The organism is Peribacillus sp. TH14 (genome assembly GCF_016651145.1).
Taxonomy (GTDB): Bacteria; Bacillota; Bacilli; order Bacillales; family DSM-1321; genus Peribacillus; species Peribacillus butanolivorans.
In genome coordinates this window covers 1,256,765-1,274,974 of record NZ_JAEKEK010000001.1, presented here as the reverse complement: position 1 = coordinate 1,274,974, position 18,210 = coordinate 1,256,765, and the positions used below count along the sequence as shown (strand labels likewise).

Genomic DNA, 18,210 nt, shown 5'->3' with positions numbered 1-18,210 from the left:
GGCAGTGTAAATAGAAGAATACTATTGGAAAAAGCTGATGCTCAAAATAAAGAGCATCAGCTTTTTCGATAATATTAAGACTTAAGCTGCCAAGTATCTTTCAAGTGAGAACTTTTTATTACTCAGTGGATACAGCTGGATCCGCTTGTTCTTTAACAGGAACAACTTGAAGGAAATGTTTACTAGGGTGTTGAAGCAAAGTCTCTAGAGAAGTTGCTTCTTCTGTTTGGCCTTGATCTTTTAACAGAGACACGTATTTTCCAAGAAGTTCAGTCACGTCTTGAAGACCTTTTTTAGAAAGCGCCTCAATTGAAATTTTCGCTCCTTTTGCAACCCGCTTTTGAATAACTTCTTTCGTTAATCCAGCTTCAGGTTGTTGACGTAAATAAACGACACCGCCGGTCATCCCTGCACAGATCCATGGACCCGGATCACCTAGAACCAATCCTCTTCCATTTGTCATATATTCAAAAGCAAATCCCTTAATATTGGAAGTTACCGCAATATTTCCAGTTTCCTTTGCTGGAATGGGTTGCTTCAGCAGTCCGCCAATAATCATATCTGCTCCGGAAAGCCGGATTCCTGCCCTGGCATCGGCATCGCCTTGGGCAATAAGGAGACCGTGCTGTGCGCCATATCCGAAGCCTTTACCGACTGATCCATTATAAAACTTTCCATCTTTCCCGGGAGATTTAAAAATGGCGATATTTCCACCAATCGATGTTTTACCAATTCCATCCTGGGCGCCGCCATTTACGCTAATCGAGATTCCTTCGGTATTGTATGCCCCAAGTCCATTACCTGGAATCGAGCCATCCTGATAGGATAGGTGAACAGGAGGAAGTTTTTTGTATGATCCATCGAGTCTGCCTCGGACCCGGTGGCAGGATACCCGGCTACCGAGTACACGCTGCTCGGATGTGATCGAGCTATAGCTGCGGGATTGCTGCAGTTCTTCCACATGTGAATCCAGGTATTCTGCACCTACAGCAACCTGCATGGAACCCTCGTTCAAATAAGTCGCTTTTTCTTTATTAGAGAATGGCGTTATATCCAGGTTTTTTAATAAATATGTTAAATCCAGTGTTTGTTGACCTTTAACTTGCTGAAGCAAATCAGAGCGACCAACAATATCTTGAAGATTCTTCACACCAAGAGATCCGGTCAGTGCTTTAAGTTCTTTGGCAAACGCAGTGAACATATTCGTTAATCCTTGAACCGCTAAATCAAATTTTCGAGGAACAAAGCGGCGTAGCCCATGTTCTTTTGCTTGGGCTTCCGATTCGATTTGAGTGGCGATTCCAACATGGCATGTATCAAGATGACAGCCACGGCACGTTGTACAGCCAACTGCAATCATCGAAAGGGTTCCAAAGCCGACACGGTTTGCCCCAAGCAACATCAATTTTAATATATCCATCGAGCTTTTTAACCCGCCATCAGCCCAAATTTCAATGTTTTGACGAATCCCGGATTCAAGGAGCGCGTTATGGGCCGCCTTCACACCTATCTCAACTGGAAGACCAACATGTTCGAGGGCATGAATCCGAGCTGCACCTGTTCCGCCATCAAAACCAGAAAGCGTGATAATATCGGCGCCAGCTTTGGCGACACCGACTGCAATCGTACCAATGTTTGGAACAACTGGTACCTTAACGGCGACTTTGGCTTTGTCGTTTGCCGTTTTTAACTCATGAATCATTTGCGCCAAATCTTCAATAGAGTAAATATCATGGTTATTGGAAGGGGAGATTAAGTCAGAACCAATGGTTGCATTCCGGGCTTCCGCAATTTTCGCGGTAACCTTCGAGCCGGGAAGATGTCCGCCCTCACCAGGTTTTGCCCCCTGCCCAATTTTAATTTCTAATAGATTAGAAGAGTTTAAGAGCTCTGCGTTGACACCGAAACGGCCGGAAGCAATCTGCTGTCCGCGGGATTTCGGGTACTTGCCCAGCATATCCTTAATTTCTCCACCCTCACCATTCATACTAATCATACCTAACCGTTCGGCAGCCTCTGCGTACGCCCGGAAAGCTATCTCATTTTGAGATCCAAAGGACATAGAGGCAATGACAAATGGCAGCTCCTGTTCGCCGATAGAAAGACTGACTTCTTCGGATGGGACAGATGAATCGGAAGCTTTTAAGGATGTTAAATGACGAATCGTTGTCGGATTGGACTCTTCTTGTTCAGTAATTTTTTCGCGATAAGCGTCATAGTCACCGGTTGAAGCAACTTCTCCAATCGATTTCCAAATCCTTGGGAATAAATGAAAGGTTTTACCCATCCGTTCTTTTTCATTATTGTAATCTACCGCACGCTGTATGGCGTCGGCTTTTATTTTATCAAAGTTATAGTCTAAATCATTTGAACCAAAGAAGTTAGCGATATTTAAATAATTGGCAATTTCCTCATGCAAGCCGATGCTTGAGAAAAGTCGTCCATAGCCGCGTAGTTCATGAATGCCGATGGTGGAGATAACTTTCTCGAGTCCTTTTGTCAATGAGTTATATAGATTGGTAACACCCTTAAGATCATCAGAAGATAAGGATAGGAACATGAAATACGGACTGATTAAGTTGGCTCCAAGTCCATAAGAAACAATGATATCATGCAGGGATCTTAGTGATGCAGAACGTAAAAGAATGGAACAATCCCTACGTTTGCCTGTATTGACTAATGCTTGATCGACTGCTGAAGTGACAAGGTGTGGATCAAGCCAAAGATTTCCGTTTTGATGGGCGAGGGCATCATCCAAAACGAGCAGAGTTTTTCCTTCATCGATTGCGTTAACCGCTTCATCGGTAATTCTGGTTAATGCATCCGGAATACTTTCATCCTCTGTAAAAGTGCTCGAAATAAAATGTACTAGTTTTTGATCTTGATTATATTTAACGAATTGATCGTAGCTAGGCTGCGAAACAATAGAAGAGCATTCATAACCTGTTAATCCTTCAATTAGTAAAGGAGTTAGAAGCTCCGTAACTTTCCCCGCCTTTTTTGCTTCAAATAAAGAAGGTCGATTCCCAATGATGGTTCTTGTTGAGAAGTGCTCGGTTTCCCGATCCCGGTCGATCGCTGGGTTGGTTACAACGGCGACACTTTCCTTAATGAAATCTGCAATATTTGTCCGCTGAGGATTGAGGGCGGCCAGTGGTGCATCGTGACCTAGTGAACGAATAGGTTCAGCTCCTTTTTCGGCCATCTGTTCGACTAATTGAACATGCTCTCTTTCCCAGCCAAAGGCTTTATATTGGCCGTTATGAATGGCTTGTGTGTTTGTCATGGAGACCACTTTTTCAAAAAACTGTGGCTGTAAGCGAACTAGATCATTGTAAAGAACAAAACGATTATTGAAAAGTTCAAACACCTTATCCTGGAAATCTTTGTAGTTGTACAATTCAATAGAATCACCGTTCCATTTCAAGCCGACTTTTTCCCCTGGACCCAATGGTCTTGGATCTCCTGTATATTCATTAGAAGAAATGATACCTGGTTCAGAAGTGAACATATAGGATGTTTCCGTTTCAATATTCCAAAGTGGACGCAAGCCTAAAGAGTCGACAGAGAAAACTGCTTCGTCGCCAAAACGAGAGATAATTCCAGCAGGACCCTGTGCAAAATGTCCCCATGCTTCTCGTAAATACGTATATAAGTTTTGTAAGTGTTCAGGATATTCCTTGATTTCATTAATAATTGGAGGGAAAACAAGATCGATTGCCTCAAACAAAGAGTAGCCATGACGACAGATAAATGTTTCAATTGTTTTGTTTAAATCCTGGGAGTCACTCCCGTCTTTTGCGATTGGAACCCCAATCATTTTTGCTTCATCACGCAATTTGGCAATAGTATTGATTTCGCCGTTATGTCCAAGCACACTGAAGGGTTGGACCCTGAAAAAGCTTGATAGAGTATTAGTTGAAAAACGATTGTGTCCTAGGGTCATAGTGGAAGCGGCTAAAGGGTCAGCAAGATCATGGTAATAGGCAGGAAGCGTATCTCCGGCCCCCATTACTTTGTAGACCGCATGATACTGGCTTAGAGAAGCAACATGGATAAAATCACTTTTTTCGATGTCGGAAGTTAGTTCAAAAAGAGCATTGGAAAGCTCCTGGTGGTTTTCGATTGTGGATGAACAGGCAAATTGCCAGAACACTGGGTCTTCTTGAATGGCAATCGGCCCTAATGCTTCAGAACGGTATGCTTTATCTGTTTCGAAGATCAAGGAAAGCCCGTGTTGAAGGAGTTTCTCTTTGACTTCGATTTTCAAATCATTTGCTTCTGTTTTATTGCTTAAAAATAAGTGGCCGACTATGAAGGCATCTTGATCGACGATGCTGGAATCGATATTTTCCGCTTCAAGCTTCTTTTTCCAGAGAGCCCTAGGAATATCAATATGAATACCGGCGCCATCTCCTTCACCATTAATAAAGCCGCAGCGATGGTTCATTTTAACCAAAGCGTCGATACAGGCAAAGATATTTTCGTTGGTTGGGATTTTCTTTTTTTCAATGCAGGAAACAATTCCGCAGGCATCATGTTCTTCTCTGTAAAATTCTTTGAATGAAGCAGGTGTCCATTGTTGAGTCATATGTTTGGCGTGAATAAGGTTTTCCCTTATTTTCTGCCTTTCACCTCCTGTAGCATTTGATTTAACGAGGATAATATTAGTAAACTTAAACAAACGTTTAAGTTATTAATTGATTGAAAGAAATTGTATATAAATGTATTGATATCATATCATTTAAATATTCAGAAATCAATTTTTTATACAATAGATTGGATGAGAGGATGAGTGTCAATTTTATGAAAAAATGATTTAAAGGCCAATTTCAATGATTTATTTAAAGGAAATAAGAAACCTCCAAGAATGATGTGCATCTTGGAGGTGTATAAAAATTGCATAATTATGCTTTTTTATTTCTTATATTAGGTTTTTGAATGCATGTTCAACCGCTTTTAGAGTATAAGCGATATCATCATCTGTGTGAGCTATTGTCAAGAACCAAGCTTCATATTTTGACGGTGCCAAATTGATGCCTTGGTGAAGCATAAGCTTGAAAAACTTACCGAACATTTCGCCATCCGTGTTTTCTGCCTGCTCATAATTTTCAATTTTTTCTGTTGTGAAGTAGATAGTTAAAGCCCCTTTAAGGCGATTAGTAGTGATAGGGACATTATATTGGCGAGCTGCTTTTAGGATACCTTCTTCGAGGATTTTTCCTAAGCGATCAAGCTCATCGTATAGACCTTCTTCTTTTAGAACTTCTAAGCATGCAATCCCAGAAAGCATGGAAGCTGGATTACCTGCCATCGTTCCTGCTTGGTAGGCAGGTCCGAGCGGTGCTACAGTTTCCATGATTTCTTTTTTACCGCCATAAGCGCCGATTGGAAGGCCTCCACCGATTATTTTTCCAAGGGCAGTCAGGTCAGGCTGAATTCCCAAAAGGTCCTGTGCTCCACCGTACATAAAACGGAAAGCGGTGATAACTTCATCAAAAATAACGAGTGAACCGGCTTCATGAGATAGAGAGATGACTTCTTCTAAGAAGCCTGGGTTTGGCTCGACGATTCCAAAGTTGCCGACAATCGGCTCGACTAGGACACCAGCAATCTCATTGCCCCATTTGTTAAGCGCTTCTTTAAATGGCTCGATATCATTGAAAGGCACCGTGATGACTTCTTGTGCAATACTTTTCGGAACACCAGCAGAGTCCGGTGTTCCAAGCGTGGACGGACCTGAACCTGCAGCTACGAGAACAAGGTCGGAGTGACCATGGTAACAGCCAGCAAACTTGATGATTTTGTCGCGTCCAGTATAAGCGCGGGCCACACGGATGGTGGACATAACAGATTCAGTACCTGAATTGGTGAAGCGGACTTTATCTAGGGATGGAATCGCTTCTTTCAGCATTTTGGCGAACTTGACTTCGTGTTTAGTGGGCGTACCGTATAAAACACCTGTTTCAGCTGCTTTTGTAATCGCCTCTGTTATATGGGGGTGGGCGTGGCCAGTGATGATCGGCCCGTATGCCGCTAGATAATCGATATACTTGTTGCCATCGACGTCCCAGAAGTAAGCTCCCTTGGCATGATCCATGGCTACCGGTGAACCGCCGCCTACGGCTTTATAAGAACGAGAAGGGCTGTTGACCCCGCCGACAATATGCTCCAATGCTTCTTTATGTAAAAGCTCTGAATTACTAAAATCCAATCTAAAAACCTCCTAAAAATACAATCATAATCCCCTTAATCATAGCACTTTTCTGGCTGGAAATCTGGGGTGAAAGGTTGGGAAATAGGGTCTGGCCCCTAATAAAAACGCTGAAACCCTAGAAACAGCAGGCTTCTTCGCATTTTATTTTGTTTGGGAAATAGGGTCTGACCCCAAAACTTCAGTTATAAAGGATAGGATGTTCAGGATGGTGATAGGGTTTTCGATGTCAAAGCTTTGGCGTTTGATTTCACCTTGGGCTTGGTAGAAGATAAGGTGGCCGGTTCCTTTTTCTTCATTAATATGCAAGTGGAAGCTTAAGGGGGTGTTTTCAATCGATCCGGAGGAATCCCTTTGGACAACTTGGCATAATATTTCATCGTATTCATCTTCGTAAAGGAAATCATATCGAAGATCGATAACGACCTTTTCGATTTGGGATAGTAATAATTGTTTAATATTCATAGCATACTTGTCTCCTTTATATATGTATCTCATGCAACGCCAAAATTTGCCCTGAAAATAGTCCTTTGCATCTAGGCATTTTTATTGTCTAAAAAGCTGAGGTTGGATAAACTAATTCATTAGGACAAGAGATTACGGAGGAAATAATAGAATGAGTGATGCAATTCAAGTGAAACAGCTGCGGAAGGAATTTAAGTCGGTATCAAGCCGATCTGGTTTAAAAGGGGCCTTTCGCGATTTACTTACAAGAAATTATAAAATTGTTCCTGCTGTTAACGATATTAATTTTACTGTAAAAAAGGGTGAGATGGTAGCTTATATCGGGGAAAATGGTGCAGGGAAATCGACAACGATTAAAATGCTGACAGGTATTTTAGAGCCAACAGCGGGTGAAATTACGGTAAATGGCATGAATCCACATAAAGAACGGGAAAAGTTCACGCAGACAATCGGGGTTGTATTTGGTCAGCGCTCCCAGCTGTGGTGGGATATCGCAGTCCAAGAATCCTTCCGGTTGCTGAAAAAAGTCTACAAAGTATCAGATGAACAATATAACGACCATATGGAACATGTGATCAAGACGCTCGATATCGGCCCTTTGCTCGACAAACCGGTGCGTAAACTTTCACTTGGTCAGCGGATGCGCTGTGAGCTTGCTGCAGCACTGATTCACAATCCACCGCTGCTGTTCTTAGATGAGCCGACGATTGGCCTTGATGTGCTCGTGAAAATGAAAATTCGCGAGTTTTTGAAAGAAATCAATAAAAAATATAACACGACAATCCTTTTGACTACCCATGACTTAGGAGACATAGAGGCTTTGTGTGAGCGCGTAATCATGCTTGATGAAGGCCAGATTATTTATGATGGGGAACTGCAGAGTTTGAAAGATAATTGGGCGGAGGAAAAACAGGTTCACTTTCAATTTATTGAGCCAGTTGAGTTACACGAATTGCAATCCTTACCGCTACCGTTTACCGCGAACTGGGTATACGATGAAAAACATCAAACTTACATGGCTATGATGAAAGAGGAAAGCGATCATATTTCACAGCTTGTTTCTGCGGTCGTATCACATTTTAAAATTAAGGACGTCAAAATTCATGAAACCTCTATCGAAGAGATTGTTCGTAATATTTATGAAGAAGGCACGGTCTGACTCTCGTACCATTAAGAAACAACGTGTCTGACAAGAAGGGAGAGGACCATGGGGAAATATCTTGCTATGATTCGCATGCGTTTTTTGATGATGCTTGCGTATCGAACGGATTATTATACCGGTATTTTAATTTATAGCATCAATATTGGTGCTTATTATTTCTTATGGAATGCGATATATGGGGATAAAAGCTCCATCGAAGGACTTTCAAGTATGCAGATGACAACCTATGTAGCGGTTGCCTGGATGGCGCGTGCTTTTTATTTTAATAATATTGACCGTGAAATTGCTAATGAAATAAAAGACGGCAAAGTTGCCATCGAAATGATTCGACCTTATAACTACTTAGGCATGAAGACGATGCAAGGACTGGGAGAGGGAATATTCCGTTTCTTCTTCTTTTCCATTCCAGGTATGCTGCTGGTAGCTTTTATTTTTCCTATCGAATTGCCACATGAACCGGCAACGTGGGGAATATTCGGCATTTCCTTGCTGTTCAGTTTCATCATTAATACACAAATTAACTTATTAACGGGAATCACTACATTTTTCTTATATAACAACGCAGGGTTGATCCGGGCAAAAAGAGTCATCATTGATTTATTTTCCGGGCTGTTACTACCAATCAGTTTTTACCCAATATGGGCGCAAGAAGTAATGAAGTATTTGCCCTTTCAAGGGATCAGCTATGTACCAAGTATGATTTTCACAAATGGTTATAGCTCAGGCGATATCGGCATGGCCTTATTACAGCAATTTATTTGGGTCATCATTCTCATAATACCAATTCAGCTTTTATGGATAGTCGCAAAAAAACAGCTGATTATTCAAGGAGGTTGATGAGATGTTCTATGTATCGATGTTTTTTCAATATGTAAGCCAATATATGAAAACGAGATTGCAGTACCGTGCCGATTTTTTCATGGAAATTCTTTCTGACCTATTGAATCAGGTTGTGAATCTGGTATTTATCTTAGTTGTTTTCGGACATACGCAATTTTTAAGCGGTTGGAGCCGTGAAGAAATTATTTTCATATACGGATTCTTCCTTATACCATTTGCTCTTTTTTCTTCATTTTTTAATATCTGGGATTTTAACGATCGCTATATCGTTAAAGGTGAGATGGACCGAATATTAACTAGGCCAATCCACAGTCTGTTTCAAGTCATTTTGGAAAGAATTGAGCTTGAATCATTATTTGGTGTTGTGACCGGCCTGATCATTATTTTCTATTCGGGTGCTTCATTGAATCTCGAGCTTGTCTGGTATGACCCTATTCTCTTTGTGATTTTTTCAATCGGTGGGGCACTTGCTTATGCGTCCATCTTTGTAGCAATTGCAAGTATTGGGTTCTGGTCGGATGCGAAAACGTCAATCATGCCAATGATGTACAATATCGGGAACTACGGCCGCTATCCTGTTGATATTTATAACAAGGTCATTCGGTTTGTACTTACATGGGTGCTGCCATTTGCGTTTGTCGGCGTGTATCCAGCCTCTTATTTTCTTAGAAAAGAAGAGTGGTATGTTTATGCATTTGCAACACCGGTTATCGGGATTGTCTTTTTCACTGTATCTGTTTTCATTTGGAATCAGGGAGTGAAAAGGTACCGAGGGGCCGGAAACTAAAAAAATCCCTTCAACATTAACACTGTTGAAGGGATTTTTCTTATTTACGCTTATTCTTTCTTTCAATATATCTAGCTTGTGCTTGAACAAATTGCTGCTTTTCCTCTTCCGTTTCCGGAAATACCTGAGGAACGGGGGGGGGGCTTTCCATCTTCGTCTATTGCTAGCATCGTTAAAAAAGCACGGGCTGTAAGCTGCTTTTCGCCGGTTAATAAGTTCTCTCGCTCTACTTTCACAAATACCTCCATCGACGTCCGATGGGCACAGGTGACATAGGCCTCAAGGTTAATCGCATCCCCTGTCTTGATGGGTGCCAAAAAGTCAAAGGAGTCACTTGATACGGTCACAACCGGTTTTCGGCAATGGCGCATTGCTGAAATGCAGGCGATTTTATCTACATAGGCCATCACCTTACCGCCAAAGATGGTGTTGTGATGATTCGTATCTGGTGGGAAAACAAGATCTGTTAAAAAAGTCCGTGACTGCCGGATAGGATTAGCATTTGTAAGATCAATACCTTTTTCAGTCATTTGACTGTTGATTGACCAGTAGGTTTTTGCGAACGATTGTTGCGGCTTCCACCATATTTTTCAAAGAAGCAACGGTTTCAGGAACGCCCCTTGTTTTCAGACCGCAGTCCGGGTTAATCCAAAATTGATCTTTATCCAATACTTTGATGCCTCGTTCAATCATATCGACCATTTCCTCGACTGCAGGAACCCGTGGACTGTGAATATCATATACGCCTAGACCAATACCCTTTTCATACGTTTTTTCCTCAAATGCGGTAGCTAGTTCACCGTGGCTGCGAGATGTTTCTATGGAAATTACATCGGCATCCAGGGAAGAGATGACATCCATGAAGCTGTTGAAATCGCAATAACACATATGCGTGTGAATTTGAGTTGTATCTTCCACACTTGAAGTGGAAATCAGGAAGGAGTTCACAGCCCATTTTAAATATTCATCGCGGTCGCTTTTTTTCAATGGCAGACCTTCTCTAAGGGCAGGCTCATCCACCTGAATCATTTTGATTCCGGAAGTTTCTAACGCTCTCACTTCTTTTTCCAAGACAAGAGCTAACTGGTAGCAAACATTCTCCCTTGAAATATCATCACGTACAAATGACCAGTTCAGAATTGTTACAGGACCTGTCAGCATTCCTTTTACCGTTTTCTTCGTCAGGGATTGCGCGTACACACTTTCCCGGACCGTCATCGGCTCGATGAAATGAACATCGCCGTAGATAACAGGCGGTTTTACGCAGCGAGAACCGTAAGATTGTACCCAGCCTTTTTCGAGGAAAACGAATCCGCCCAGTTTATGGCCGAAAAATTCAACCATATCTGTTCGTTCAAATTCTCCATGTACAAGAACATCCAAGCCGATTTCTTCCTGGATATCGATCCATTTGCTGATTTCCTCGTTAACAAATGTTTCATATTGAGCAGCCGTCCATTCTCCTCGTTTGAATTTCCCGCGAGCTTGTTTTACTTCAGCTGTCTGCGGAAAGCTTCCGATTGTTGTTGATGGAAGGAAAGGCAGTTTGAAAAATTCCTGTTGTTTGTGATAACGCTCTTTAAATGGCAGCTGACGGCCGGCTGTTTGACTCTTCGCCTGTTCGACACCAGTTTGGACGTCTTTGTGGTTTCGCGCGTTTGAATTTGCTAACGTTTGAAGTGCTAATTTGTTAGCGGCTACTTTTTCAGCAATTGCTTCGGCACCTTGATTACTACCTTTTACTAGTAGAGTGATTTCTTCAAGCTTCTCATCAGCAAAAGCAAGGGCCTGTTGCACTTCTTTAGTAAGAGCCGTCTCATTACGAACCGTTACTGGTACATGAAGCAGGGAGCAAGAGGGTTGAAGCCAAATTTGGTCTTCGGCTACGTTTTTTGTGAGGGTATTGATCAACTGATTCTTTTTCGATAAATCGGAAAGCCATATGTTTTTCCCATCAATCACACCTGCACCGAGCACTTTGTCTTTCGGGAAGCCGAATTCTTGAATATTACTAAGGTTTTTCCCTTTATCATGGACAAAATCAAGACCGATCCCTTGAACGTGTAATTCAATAACTTCTTGGTAGTGCTCTACCGCATCAAAGTATGTTTGTAGCATGATGTTCAAGTTTGGAGCTGCTTCATTCAATTTTTCATATAAGTAAGTAACAGTTTGCATATCATCTTTAGAAATGGATGAAACAAGGGAGGGTTCATCCATTTGCACCCACTTCACGCCTTCTTGTTCTAACTCTTGCAGAATTTGTGTGTATAAAGGCAGGAGACTAAGGATGATTCCAGGTACATCTTGCTTATTGTAGCCTTTAGACAGAGTAATAAAAGTATAAGGTCCGACTAAAACGGGCTTAGCTTCAATTCCTAGTTTTTCTTTGGCTTCGCGATAAGCAGCAAGTGGTTTATTTTCTGTCAAAGTCAGCTTCGACGGTTTTAATTCGGGAACGATATAGTGATAGTTTGTATTGAACCATTTCGTCATTTCAGAAGCAACTTCATCCTTGTTTCCGCGAGCCATAGAATAATATACAGAAAGGGGAACAGTGCCGCCTTTATAGGCTGAATAACGCTCAGGAACAAGACCGAACATTACAGACATATCGAGCATTTGATCATATAAAGTAAAGTCATTGACAGGAATAATATCTATACCTTGGTCCTTTTGCTTTTGTAAGTTGCCTAAACGGATGGCTTCTAGCTGTGCCGTAAACTCCGATTCATCGATTTTTCCCGACCAATAAGCTTCTAATGTGCGTTTCCATTCACGATCTTCCCCAATTCGCGGGTACCCTAAACTACTACTTTTCAATATTCCCATCCTCCTACATTCTTTTTTTAAAAAATAAAATAACAACAAAAAAAGCACCCCTAACCGTCAAAAGAGAAAGTTAGAAATGCTTAAAATAAAGGGGTATACAAAAACCCCTTAAAATTATAAGGTCCCTAACACTTCCCTATTCTCCGTAGGTTAAAACAGTGTTGTCGAAACAGGCAGGTCTCCTGACTTTAGGAATCTTATTAGCGGCAGGCCTTCCCAATCCGAAAATCAGTGGCATATTGCATAGCGCTAACATTCCTATTACAGTGGCGGGACCGTGCCGGAATTACACCGGACTTCCCTTTTAATCCTAAAAAAAATTAGGAACCTATTTCCACATATGAAATTTCACAAACCCGCTGTAAATTAAACTGCAGGCAACAAATATTTATAAAATAAAAACTATTATAAAAATTTAGACAAGCTTATCATATCCCGACTAAAATGGTCAACAAGGAAAAAAGTCTCGGGAAATGGGGTCTGACCCCGCCCTATATCGACAAAACTATTGGTGCACCTAGGTTTGTTTAAGGATGTGAATGTTGGGAAATGGGGTCTGACCCCTAAATAAAGAATATATTGTTTGGACGGGGAGTATGTATAGGGGGAGTGGGTTGTTTTGAAATGAGGCGTGGGGGATGACTTTTTACATCTTGATTGCAGGGATTATTTTTTGCATGGTGATGAGCATTCGAACGTTATTTCTTGTTGAGTCGGGAGGAAAAAAGTTTTCTCTAGAGGATATGCTATGGCTCGGCAATTTATATGCGACGATATTAGTAGGTTTTGCACTGATTTATTTATTATACGAGCTTCAGAATCATTCGGTGATTCTTGATATGGGCAATCGTTTAGACGGCAGTTTTTACGAGCAACTGAAGACTTCTTTTTATTTTAGTGCAATGACAATGTTTTCAGTAGGGTATGGAGATATAGCCCCGATAGGCATGGGCAGGATGATTGCGACAATCCAGGCGTTCATTGGATACACTCTCCCGGCTGCGTTTGTGATCCGGACAGTGATTGACTTAGAACAGAAGGAAAGGAAGAATAAATGAAAGTTGTGTTTCTTTCAATTATTGGGTACGCTTACCATAATGAAAGAAATGGAGGGGTAAGAATGACTGTTAAAATTGGAGAAAAAGCACCGGATTTTCAACTTCCTGCAAACAACGGTGAAAAAGTTTCCCTATCGGATTCTAAGGGCAAACACGTTGTTTTATATTTTTATCCGAAAGACATGACGCCTGGTTGCACAACGGAGGCCTGTGATTTCCGTGACCACAATGAGCAGTTTGAGGAATTGAATGCTGTCATCATAGGGATCAGTCCAGATCCGGCGGCGCGTCATGAAAAATTTATTGAAAAATATGGGTTACCTTTTCTGCTACTAGCTGACGAAAATCAAGAGGCTGCTGAATTATATGATGTATGGAAATTAAAAAAGAACTTCGGCAAGGAATATATGGGCATTGAACGTTCAACTTTTCTGATTGATAAGGAAGGAACGATAGTTAAAGAATGGCGTAAGGTAAAAGTCAAAGGCCATGTCGAAGAAGCGCTTGAAACTCTTCGTGATCTAGAAAAATAAGGTACAGCCAGATGAAGGATAAGCGAATAACCAAGCTTGCTGAAAGGCTGATTCATCATTCCGTACAATTACAGCCAAAAGAGAGAATCTTGATACGGGGTCATATCAACATGAAACCGCTATTGAAAGAGCTGATTGATGAAACATACAGAATCGGTGCATATCCATATGTCGAACTGGAAGACGATGAAATAAGCCGACACTTGTTAAAAGGGAATGTGAAGGAACAACTTGATACCTTATCACAATGGACTTTGAGGAAATATACTGATATTGATGCGATAATAATCATCTCCAGTGAAGAAAACGATGCTGAATTGGCAGAAGTTCCTGCAGAGAGGCATCGTCTTCATGGGGAAGCGATGAAGTCGTCGACTCTTTTCTATGTAAACAACCGGCGTTGGGTTTTACTTAATTACCCGACTGTCAGATTAGCACAAAAAGCCGGTATGAGTTTTAGAAAGTACGAAGACTTTCTATTAAACGTGTGCACAATGGATTACGGGAAAATGGAAGTGGCACTGAAACCGCTTAAGCAATTGATGGAGCGTACTGAAAAAGTCCGGATTGTTTCACCTGGGACAAATCTCACCTTTTCCATTAAAGGAATGCCGGCTGTCATATGCGCTGGGAAAAATAATCTCCCTGACGGGGAAGTGTTCACGGCACCCGTAAAAGAGAGTGTTCATGGTAGGGTAGCCTTCAACACACCTTCAACATATCAAGGAATCACCTTTCGTGACATAGTTTTAACCATACAAAAGGGGAAAATCACGAAAGCAGTTTCTAATCAAAATTCTAAAATGAATGAGATTCTCGATGTAGATGAAGGGTCCCGTTTTATTGGGGAATTCGCGCTTGGAATCAATCCTTACATTTTGGAGCCAATGGACGATATTTTGTTTGATGAGAAAATATGTGGCAGTCTGCATCTAACTCCTGGCCAAGCCTATCAAGAGGCTGATAATGGTAACCGTTCTTCTACACATTGGGATATGGTTTTGATCCAGCGTCCTGAATATGGCGGTGGTGATATCTACTTTGATGACATTCTGATCCGAAGGGATGGCATTTTTATGTTGCCGGAACTAAGTGCTTTAAATCCAAATTTATTAAAATAAAGCCTTTTTTAACAGGGGTAAGGCTTTTGTCCAACTCAAAAAGAGGACACCTGAATATGCTTTATTAAGGGAATACCTCCTCAGAGAAAGTTGCACGGGACATACAGAGCCCGTGTTTTTTTTATGTTAATTAAAAGGTGAGATAAACATGTTAGTACTTTCAATAATTATTCCAAAAGAAGACATCCAAAAGCAGATGGAGGATACCTTTCCTGCTTTGAATTTCATTTATCAAGGGGATTGAGAGGATGAACCACTTCGTGAAGCAAAAATCTTAATTCCATACGGCGAAGATTTAACAGATGAGACAATTGAGAAAGCACCGAATTTAAAGTGGGTTATGGTTATGAGTGCAGGTATGGAATTAATGCCTTTTAAAGTCATTGAGAAGCGCGGGATTTTGGTAGTACACGATTGGGATGCTTTTACAGTACGAAAAGAAATTGAAACAGCTTATCATGAATGAAGCAGACGTCGAGCTGTGGGATAGAAAGATAGAAGTATGAGAATTGAATGGGAAATCGATACTCATTCTTGGTGCTGGTGCAATTGGCGGAGAGGTAGCGCGTCTTGGGAAAGCCTTTAGGATGACCACAATTGGGGTCAATCGTAGCGGAAATCCTGTGCAGCACTTGATCGTCTTTATGGGCTCTCTGAGTAAGTTACATCGTATCTGTTCTGCCAAGTACGATTGAAAGACAAAATCTGTAGCAAAAAGAACACTTTAAAGCTATGAAAGGTTCTGCTGTCTTCGTGAATATTGGACGAGGTGATCTGGTTAAAGAGGAAGTGTTGATAGAGGTTTTACAAAACAGGGAAATTGCTCATGCCATTTTAGATTTATTCGATCCAGAACCTTTAGATAAGGAGCATCCGTTTTAGCGTATGGAAAATGTAACGGTCACACCGCATCTTTCGAGTAAAAGCAGTGAATATTTACCTAGAACCTTTTCAATTTTCGAAAAAAACATGCATGAATTCCTGAATAGATGGAAAAGACTTTATCAACGTCATTGAGATCAATCAAAAGGATACTAGGCACAATTAGAAAATGGGAAAGAATTAAAGGGGTAATGAATAAACTAAAAATGAATCGATAAACAGATGAAATATTGACAAAATCAACGTATAAAAGGTACACTATTTATAAATATTATAATTTAATAATTCATACTTAATGAGAAAAAAGAGGTGGATGGCGGTGTCTGAAGTTCAGTTAAAAGAAGCGTTGGATTCCCTTAAAGATACCGGTGTAAGAATAACTCCTCAACGCCATGCGATACTTGAATATTTGATAAGCTCTATGTCCCACCCTACCGCAGATGATATATATAAAGCGCTAGAAGGTAAGTTTCCCAATATGAGTGTGGCTACGGTTTATAACAACTTGCGTGTGTTCCGAGAAGTAGGATTGGTTAAAGAACTTACCTATGGTGATTCTTCAGCAAGATTTGATTTTGTAACGACGAATCATTATCATGTAATCTGCCAAACCTGCGGAAAAATTGTAGATTTTGATTATCCGGCATTGGACGAAGTCGAACATTTTGCAGCACAGGTCACCGGTTTCAATGTTAGTCACCATCGGATGGAAATCTATGGAGACTGTACAGAGTGCTCAAAAAAAGAAGCACATTAAAAAAAGTTCCGCCACTTGGTTGGAACTTTTTTTTTGTTGCAAAAAAATGATACAATTAATCTTGGACCATCTGCCTGGGATAAATAAGCTCTCTTAAGGGGTTATTTAGTCTTGCAGGCTTTTGCGATTATATTTTTCGTTAAATTCTTCGCCTTCTAACTTTTTATCAAGGGTCAATGGTTCTTCACAATGCATGCAAATATCCACACGCCCTAATATTTTTGTAGGTTTACTACAGTTAGGACATACAACCTGGATCGATTTTGTAGAAAGCATTCCAATCCAAAAATAAACGCCGGTACTTGCAATTATGAATAAAAGACCTAGACCCATAAAAAGTGTCATAACAATAGGGTGTGTTTTAAAGAAAAGTCCAAGATACATCACAATAAAGCCGATGAAAATCAAACTTAAAGCAAATGTACGGATTTTATTGATTTTGCTAGAATATTTAGCCATGGATTGTCCCTCCTAAAATATAACTTTAACTATAACATAAACTACGGATGGAACAAAAAAGAAATAAAGGATACATATTACTTTTGAATATGTTGTTTTTGTAAATATCATCTAGGTGAAATACAGGATTTTGAAGAGTTTTGTCGAATGTAAAAAAAAAAAGGTTTTGGAGGAATTTATAATGGAAGATATCCTTCGCCCGATTTATCAAGAGCGAGCAAGTTTAAAATCTACACTTGGAATCTTGTTAATAGAAAAAAGAGAAAATAATAGCCCGATTACCGATACATTTGACTACATTCTTTTTGTTATTGTAGATGAAGCAGAAGAGGCAGTGTTTTTAAAACACTACACATATCAGGACAAAAAGGCAGCTTTACATATCGTAAAGGAAGAACAACTAAAAGAATGGCTTCTATTAGGTACAAACCGAAAAGTAGTTGACTGGATTTATAACGGAAAGGTCCTCTTTGACCGAAATGAATATTTGGATCATTTGAAAACCGAAATTCGAGAGTTCCCTTTTTATGGAAGAAAGTTGAAGATAGGGATGGAGTTTGCGAAGTTAATTCGCAGATATATGGATGGAAAAGGCTTCTTTGAAAAAGGTCATTATCTTGATGCATATAACCATATTGTTCATTCCCTGCATCACTTAGCTCGTTTGGAAGTAATAGAACAAGGTTTTTATCCAGAAGTTACAGTCTGGAACCAAGTGAAACATATGGAACCTGAAATCTATAAGTTGTATAAAGAATTGATTAGTAGTGAGGAAACGCTTGAAAAAAGATTGGAGCTTCTTTTCCTTGCGAGTGAATTTCTTATTTACTCTAGGACGAATACGGGTTCACAGCATTTAGTTGAAATAATGAGTACAAAAGAAGATCCTTGGACAATTGCAGAGTTAATGGATCATCCGGAACTTAATTATTATTCAGTAGATCTAGGTGTTCTGTTAGAATACTTAATAGAGAAGAAAGTAATTGATGTCATCAAAGTGGAAACAAAAGGACAAGACGTTTATCATCGATTTTATAGAGTATAAAAAAATATTTCAAAAAAATCATTTTTAGTGTTGACCAATAATAATCTAGGTGTTA

The 18,210-nt window shown here is 40.4% G+C and carries 16 protein-coding genes, 1 pseudogene and 1 riboswitch; of the genes and pseudogenes, 11 read left to right on the top strand and 6 right to left on the bottom strand.

Annotated features, from left to right (window positions below; all coding sequences use genetic code 11):
* Positions 1–118: 118 nt before the first annotated feature.
* The 3 genes from JFU50_RS06380 to JFU50_RS06370 form a co-directional block, all read right to left on the bottom strand.
* Positions 119–4,591: a glutamate synthase-related protein gene (locus JFU50_RS06380; protein WP_201222120.1), complete on the bottom strand. Its 4,473-nt coding sequence runs from the start codon at positions 4,589–4,591 to the stop codon at positions 119–121.
* A gap of 333 nt (positions 4,592–4,924) precedes the next feature.
* Positions 4,925–6,214, bottom strand: a complete 1,290-nt coding sequence (locus tag JFU50_RS06375; protein ID WP_056522175.1) for a glutamate-1-semialdehyde 2,1-aminomutase — start codon at positions 6,212–6,214, stop codon at positions 4,925–4,927.
* A gap of 144 nt (positions 6,215–6,358) precedes the next feature.
* Positions 6,359–6,679, bottom strand: coding sequence for a hypothetical protein (locus JFU50_RS06370; protein ID WP_201182791.1), 321 nt, complete (start codon positions 6,677–6,679; stop codon positions 6,359–6,361).
* A 151-nt stretch (positions 6,680–6,830) separates the two neighbouring features.
* On the opposite strand from JFU50_RS06370, the gene JFU50_RS06365 reads away from it, so the two are divergent.
* From JFU50_RS06365 to JFU50_RS06355, 3 genes are read left to right on the top strand one after another with little or no spacing between them, the layout of a single operon-like run.
* Positions 6,831–7,838 (top strand): ABC transporter ATP-binding protein, encoded by a 1,008-nt coding sequence (locus JFU50_RS06365; RefSeq protein WP_053344498.1) that lies wholly within the window; start codon positions 6,831–6,833, stop codon positions 7,836–7,838.
* A 48-nt stretch (positions 7,839–7,886) separates the two neighbouring features.
* The gene (locus tag JFU50_RS06360) at positions 7,887–8,678 is read left to right on the top strand and encodes an ABC transporter permease (RefSeq protein WP_056522169.1); all 792 of its coding nucleotides are present in this window, start codon (positions 7,887–7,889) and stop codon (positions 8,676–8,678) included.
* Between the two features lie 4 nt (positions 8,679–8,682).
* Positions 8,683–9,468 (top strand): ABC transporter permease, encoded by a 786-nt coding sequence (locus JFU50_RS06355; protein WP_201182789.1) that lies wholly within the window; start codon positions 8,683–8,685, stop codon positions 9,466–9,468.
* Positions 9,469–9,508: 40 nt separating this feature from the next.
* On the opposite strand, the pseudogene JFU50_RS06350 reads toward JFU50_RS06355, so the two are convergent.
* Together JFU50_RS06350 and metE are read right to left on the bottom strand one after the other, a co-directional pair.
* Positions 9,509–9,998: pseudogene (locus tag JFU50_RS06350) on the bottom strand (acyl-CoA thioesterase).
* Positions 9,991–12,300, bottom strand: coding sequence for a 5-methyltetrahydropteroyltriglutamate--homocysteine S-methyltransferase (gene metE / locus JFU50_RS06345; protein WP_201222118.1), 2,310 nt, complete (start codon positions 12,298–12,300; stop codon positions 9,991–9,993). Before metE ends, JFU50_RS06350 begins: the two are co-directional and overlap by 8 nt.
* Positions 12,301–12,455: 155 nt before the next feature.
* Positions 12,456–12,647: riboswitch (cobalamin riboswitch) on the bottom strand.
* Between the two features lie 291 nt (positions 12,648–12,938).
* Between metE and JFU50_RS06340 the strand changes: the two genes are divergently transcribed.
* The 7 genes from JFU50_RS06340 (at position 12,939) to perR (ending at position 16,651) form a co-directional block, all read left to right on the top strand.
* A complete protein-coding gene (locus JFU50_RS06340) occupies positions 12,939–13,358 on the top strand; it encodes a potassium channel family protein (RefSeq protein WP_053344503.1) in 420 nt (139 codons plus the stop codon).
* Positions 13,359–13,420: 62 nt separating this feature from the next.
* Positions 13,421–13,891, top strand: coding sequence for a thioredoxin-dependent thiol peroxidase (gene bcp / locus JFU50_RS06335; protein ID WP_201222116.1), 471 nt, complete (start codon positions 13,421–13,423; stop codon positions 13,889–13,891).
* A gap of 11 nt (positions 13,892–13,902) precedes the next feature.
* On the top strand, positions 13,903–15,012 hold the full coding sequence (locus JFU50_RS06330; RefSeq protein WP_201182781.1) for an aminopeptidase: 1,110 nt from the start codon (positions 13,903–13,905) through the stop codon (positions 15,010–15,012).
* A gap of 271 nt (positions 15,013–15,283) precedes the next feature.
* Positions 15,284–15,478, top strand: coding sequence for a hypothetical protein (locus tag JFU50_RS30675; RefSeq protein ID WP_342214745.1), 195 nt, complete (start codon positions 15,284–15,286; stop codon positions 15,476–15,478).
* 43 nt (positions 15,479–15,521) lie between these two features.
* Positions 15,522–15,707, top strand: a complete 186-nt coding sequence (locus tag JFU50_RS31730; RefSeq protein ID WP_277950978.1) for an NAD(P)-dependent oxidoreductase — start codon at positions 15,522–15,524, stop codon at positions 15,705–15,707.
* A 37-nt stretch (positions 15,708–15,744) separates the two neighbouring features.
* Positions 15,745–15,894, top strand: a complete 150-nt coding sequence (locus JFU50_RS31390; RefSeq protein WP_274606917.1) for an NAD(P)-dependent oxidoreductase — start codon at positions 15,745–15,747, stop codon at positions 15,892–15,894.
* Positions 15,895–16,207: 313 nt separating this feature from the next.
* Positions 16,208–16,651: a peroxide-responsive transcriptional repressor PerR gene (gene perR, locus JFU50_RS06320; protein ID WP_053344506.1), complete on the top strand. Its 444-nt coding sequence runs from the start codon at positions 16,208–16,210 to the stop codon at positions 16,649–16,651.
* 105 nt (positions 16,652–16,756) lie between these two features.
* Here the strand turns inward: perR and JFU50_RS06315 are convergent, their stop codons facing one another.
* Positions 16,757–17,110, bottom strand: coding sequence for a YgzB family protein (locus JFU50_RS06315; RefSeq protein WP_053344507.1), 354 nt, complete (start codon positions 17,108–17,110; stop codon positions 16,757–16,759).
* A 181-nt stretch (positions 17,111–17,291) separates the two neighbouring features.
* Between JFU50_RS06315 and JFU50_RS06310 the strand changes: the two genes are divergently transcribed.
* Complete coding sequence (locus JFU50_RS06310) at positions 17,292–18,155, top strand: nucleotidyltransferase-like protein (protein ID WP_201182779.1); 864 nt, start codon at positions 17,292–17,294, stop codon at positions 18,153–18,155.
* Positions 18,156–18,210 lie beyond the last annotated feature (55 nt).

What these genes read in the sequence shown, in the direction of transcription:
- JFU50_RS06380 (WP_201222120.1), bottom strand. Translation starts at nt 4,591, where the DNA reads ATGACTCAACAATGGACACCTGCTTCATTCAAAGAATTTTACAGAGAA.
- JFU50_RS06370 (WP_201182791.1), bottom strand. Translation starts at nt 6,679, where the DNA reads ATGAATATTAAACAATTATTACTATCCCAAATCGAAAAGGTCGTTATC.
- JFU50_RS06365 (WP_053344498.1), top strand. Translation starts at nt 6,831, where the DNA reads ATGAGTGATGCAATTCAAGTGAAACAGCTGCGGAAGGAATTTAAGTCG.
- JFU50_RS06360 (WP_056522169.1), top strand. Translation starts at nt 7,887, where the DNA reads ATGGGGAAATATCTTGCTATGATTCGCATGCGTTTTTTGATGATGCTT.
- JFU50_RS06355 (WP_201182789.1), top strand. Translation starts at nt 8,683, where the DNA reads ATGTTCTATGTATCGATGTTTTTTCAATATGTAAGCCAATATATGAAA.
- metE (WP_201222118.1), bottom strand. Translation starts at nt 12,300, where the DNA reads ATGGGAATATTGAAAAGTAGTAGTTTAGGGTACCCGCGAATTGGGGAA.
- JFU50_RS06340 (WP_053344503.1), top strand. Translation starts at nt 12,939, where the DNA reads ATGACTTTTTACATCTTGATTGCAGGGATTATTTTTTGCATGGTGATG.
- bcp (WP_201222116.1), top strand. Translation starts at nt 13,421, where the DNA reads ATGACTGTTAAAATTGGAGAAAAAGCACCGGATTTTCAACTTCCTGCA.
- JFU50_RS06330 (WP_201182781.1), top strand. Translation starts at nt 13,903, where the DNA reads ATGAAGGATAAGCGAATAACCAAGCTTGCTGAAAGGCTGATTCATCAT.
- JFU50_RS31390 (WP_274606917.1), top strand. Translation starts at nt 15,745, where the DNA reads ATGAAAGGTTCTGCTGTCTTCGTGAATATTGGACGAGGTGATCTGGTT.
- perR (WP_053344506.1), top strand. Translation starts at nt 16,208, where the DNA reads ATGGCGGTGTCTGAAGTTCAGTTAAAAGAAGCGTTGGATTCCCTTAAA.
- JFU50_RS06315 (WP_053344507.1), bottom strand. Translation starts at nt 17,110, where the DNA reads ATGGCTAAATATTCTAGCAAAATCAATAAAATCCGTACATTTGCTTTA.
- JFU50_RS06310 (WP_201182779.1), top strand. Translation starts at nt 17,292, where the DNA reads ATGGAAGATATCCTTCGCCCGATTTATCAAGAGCGAGCAAGTTTAAAA.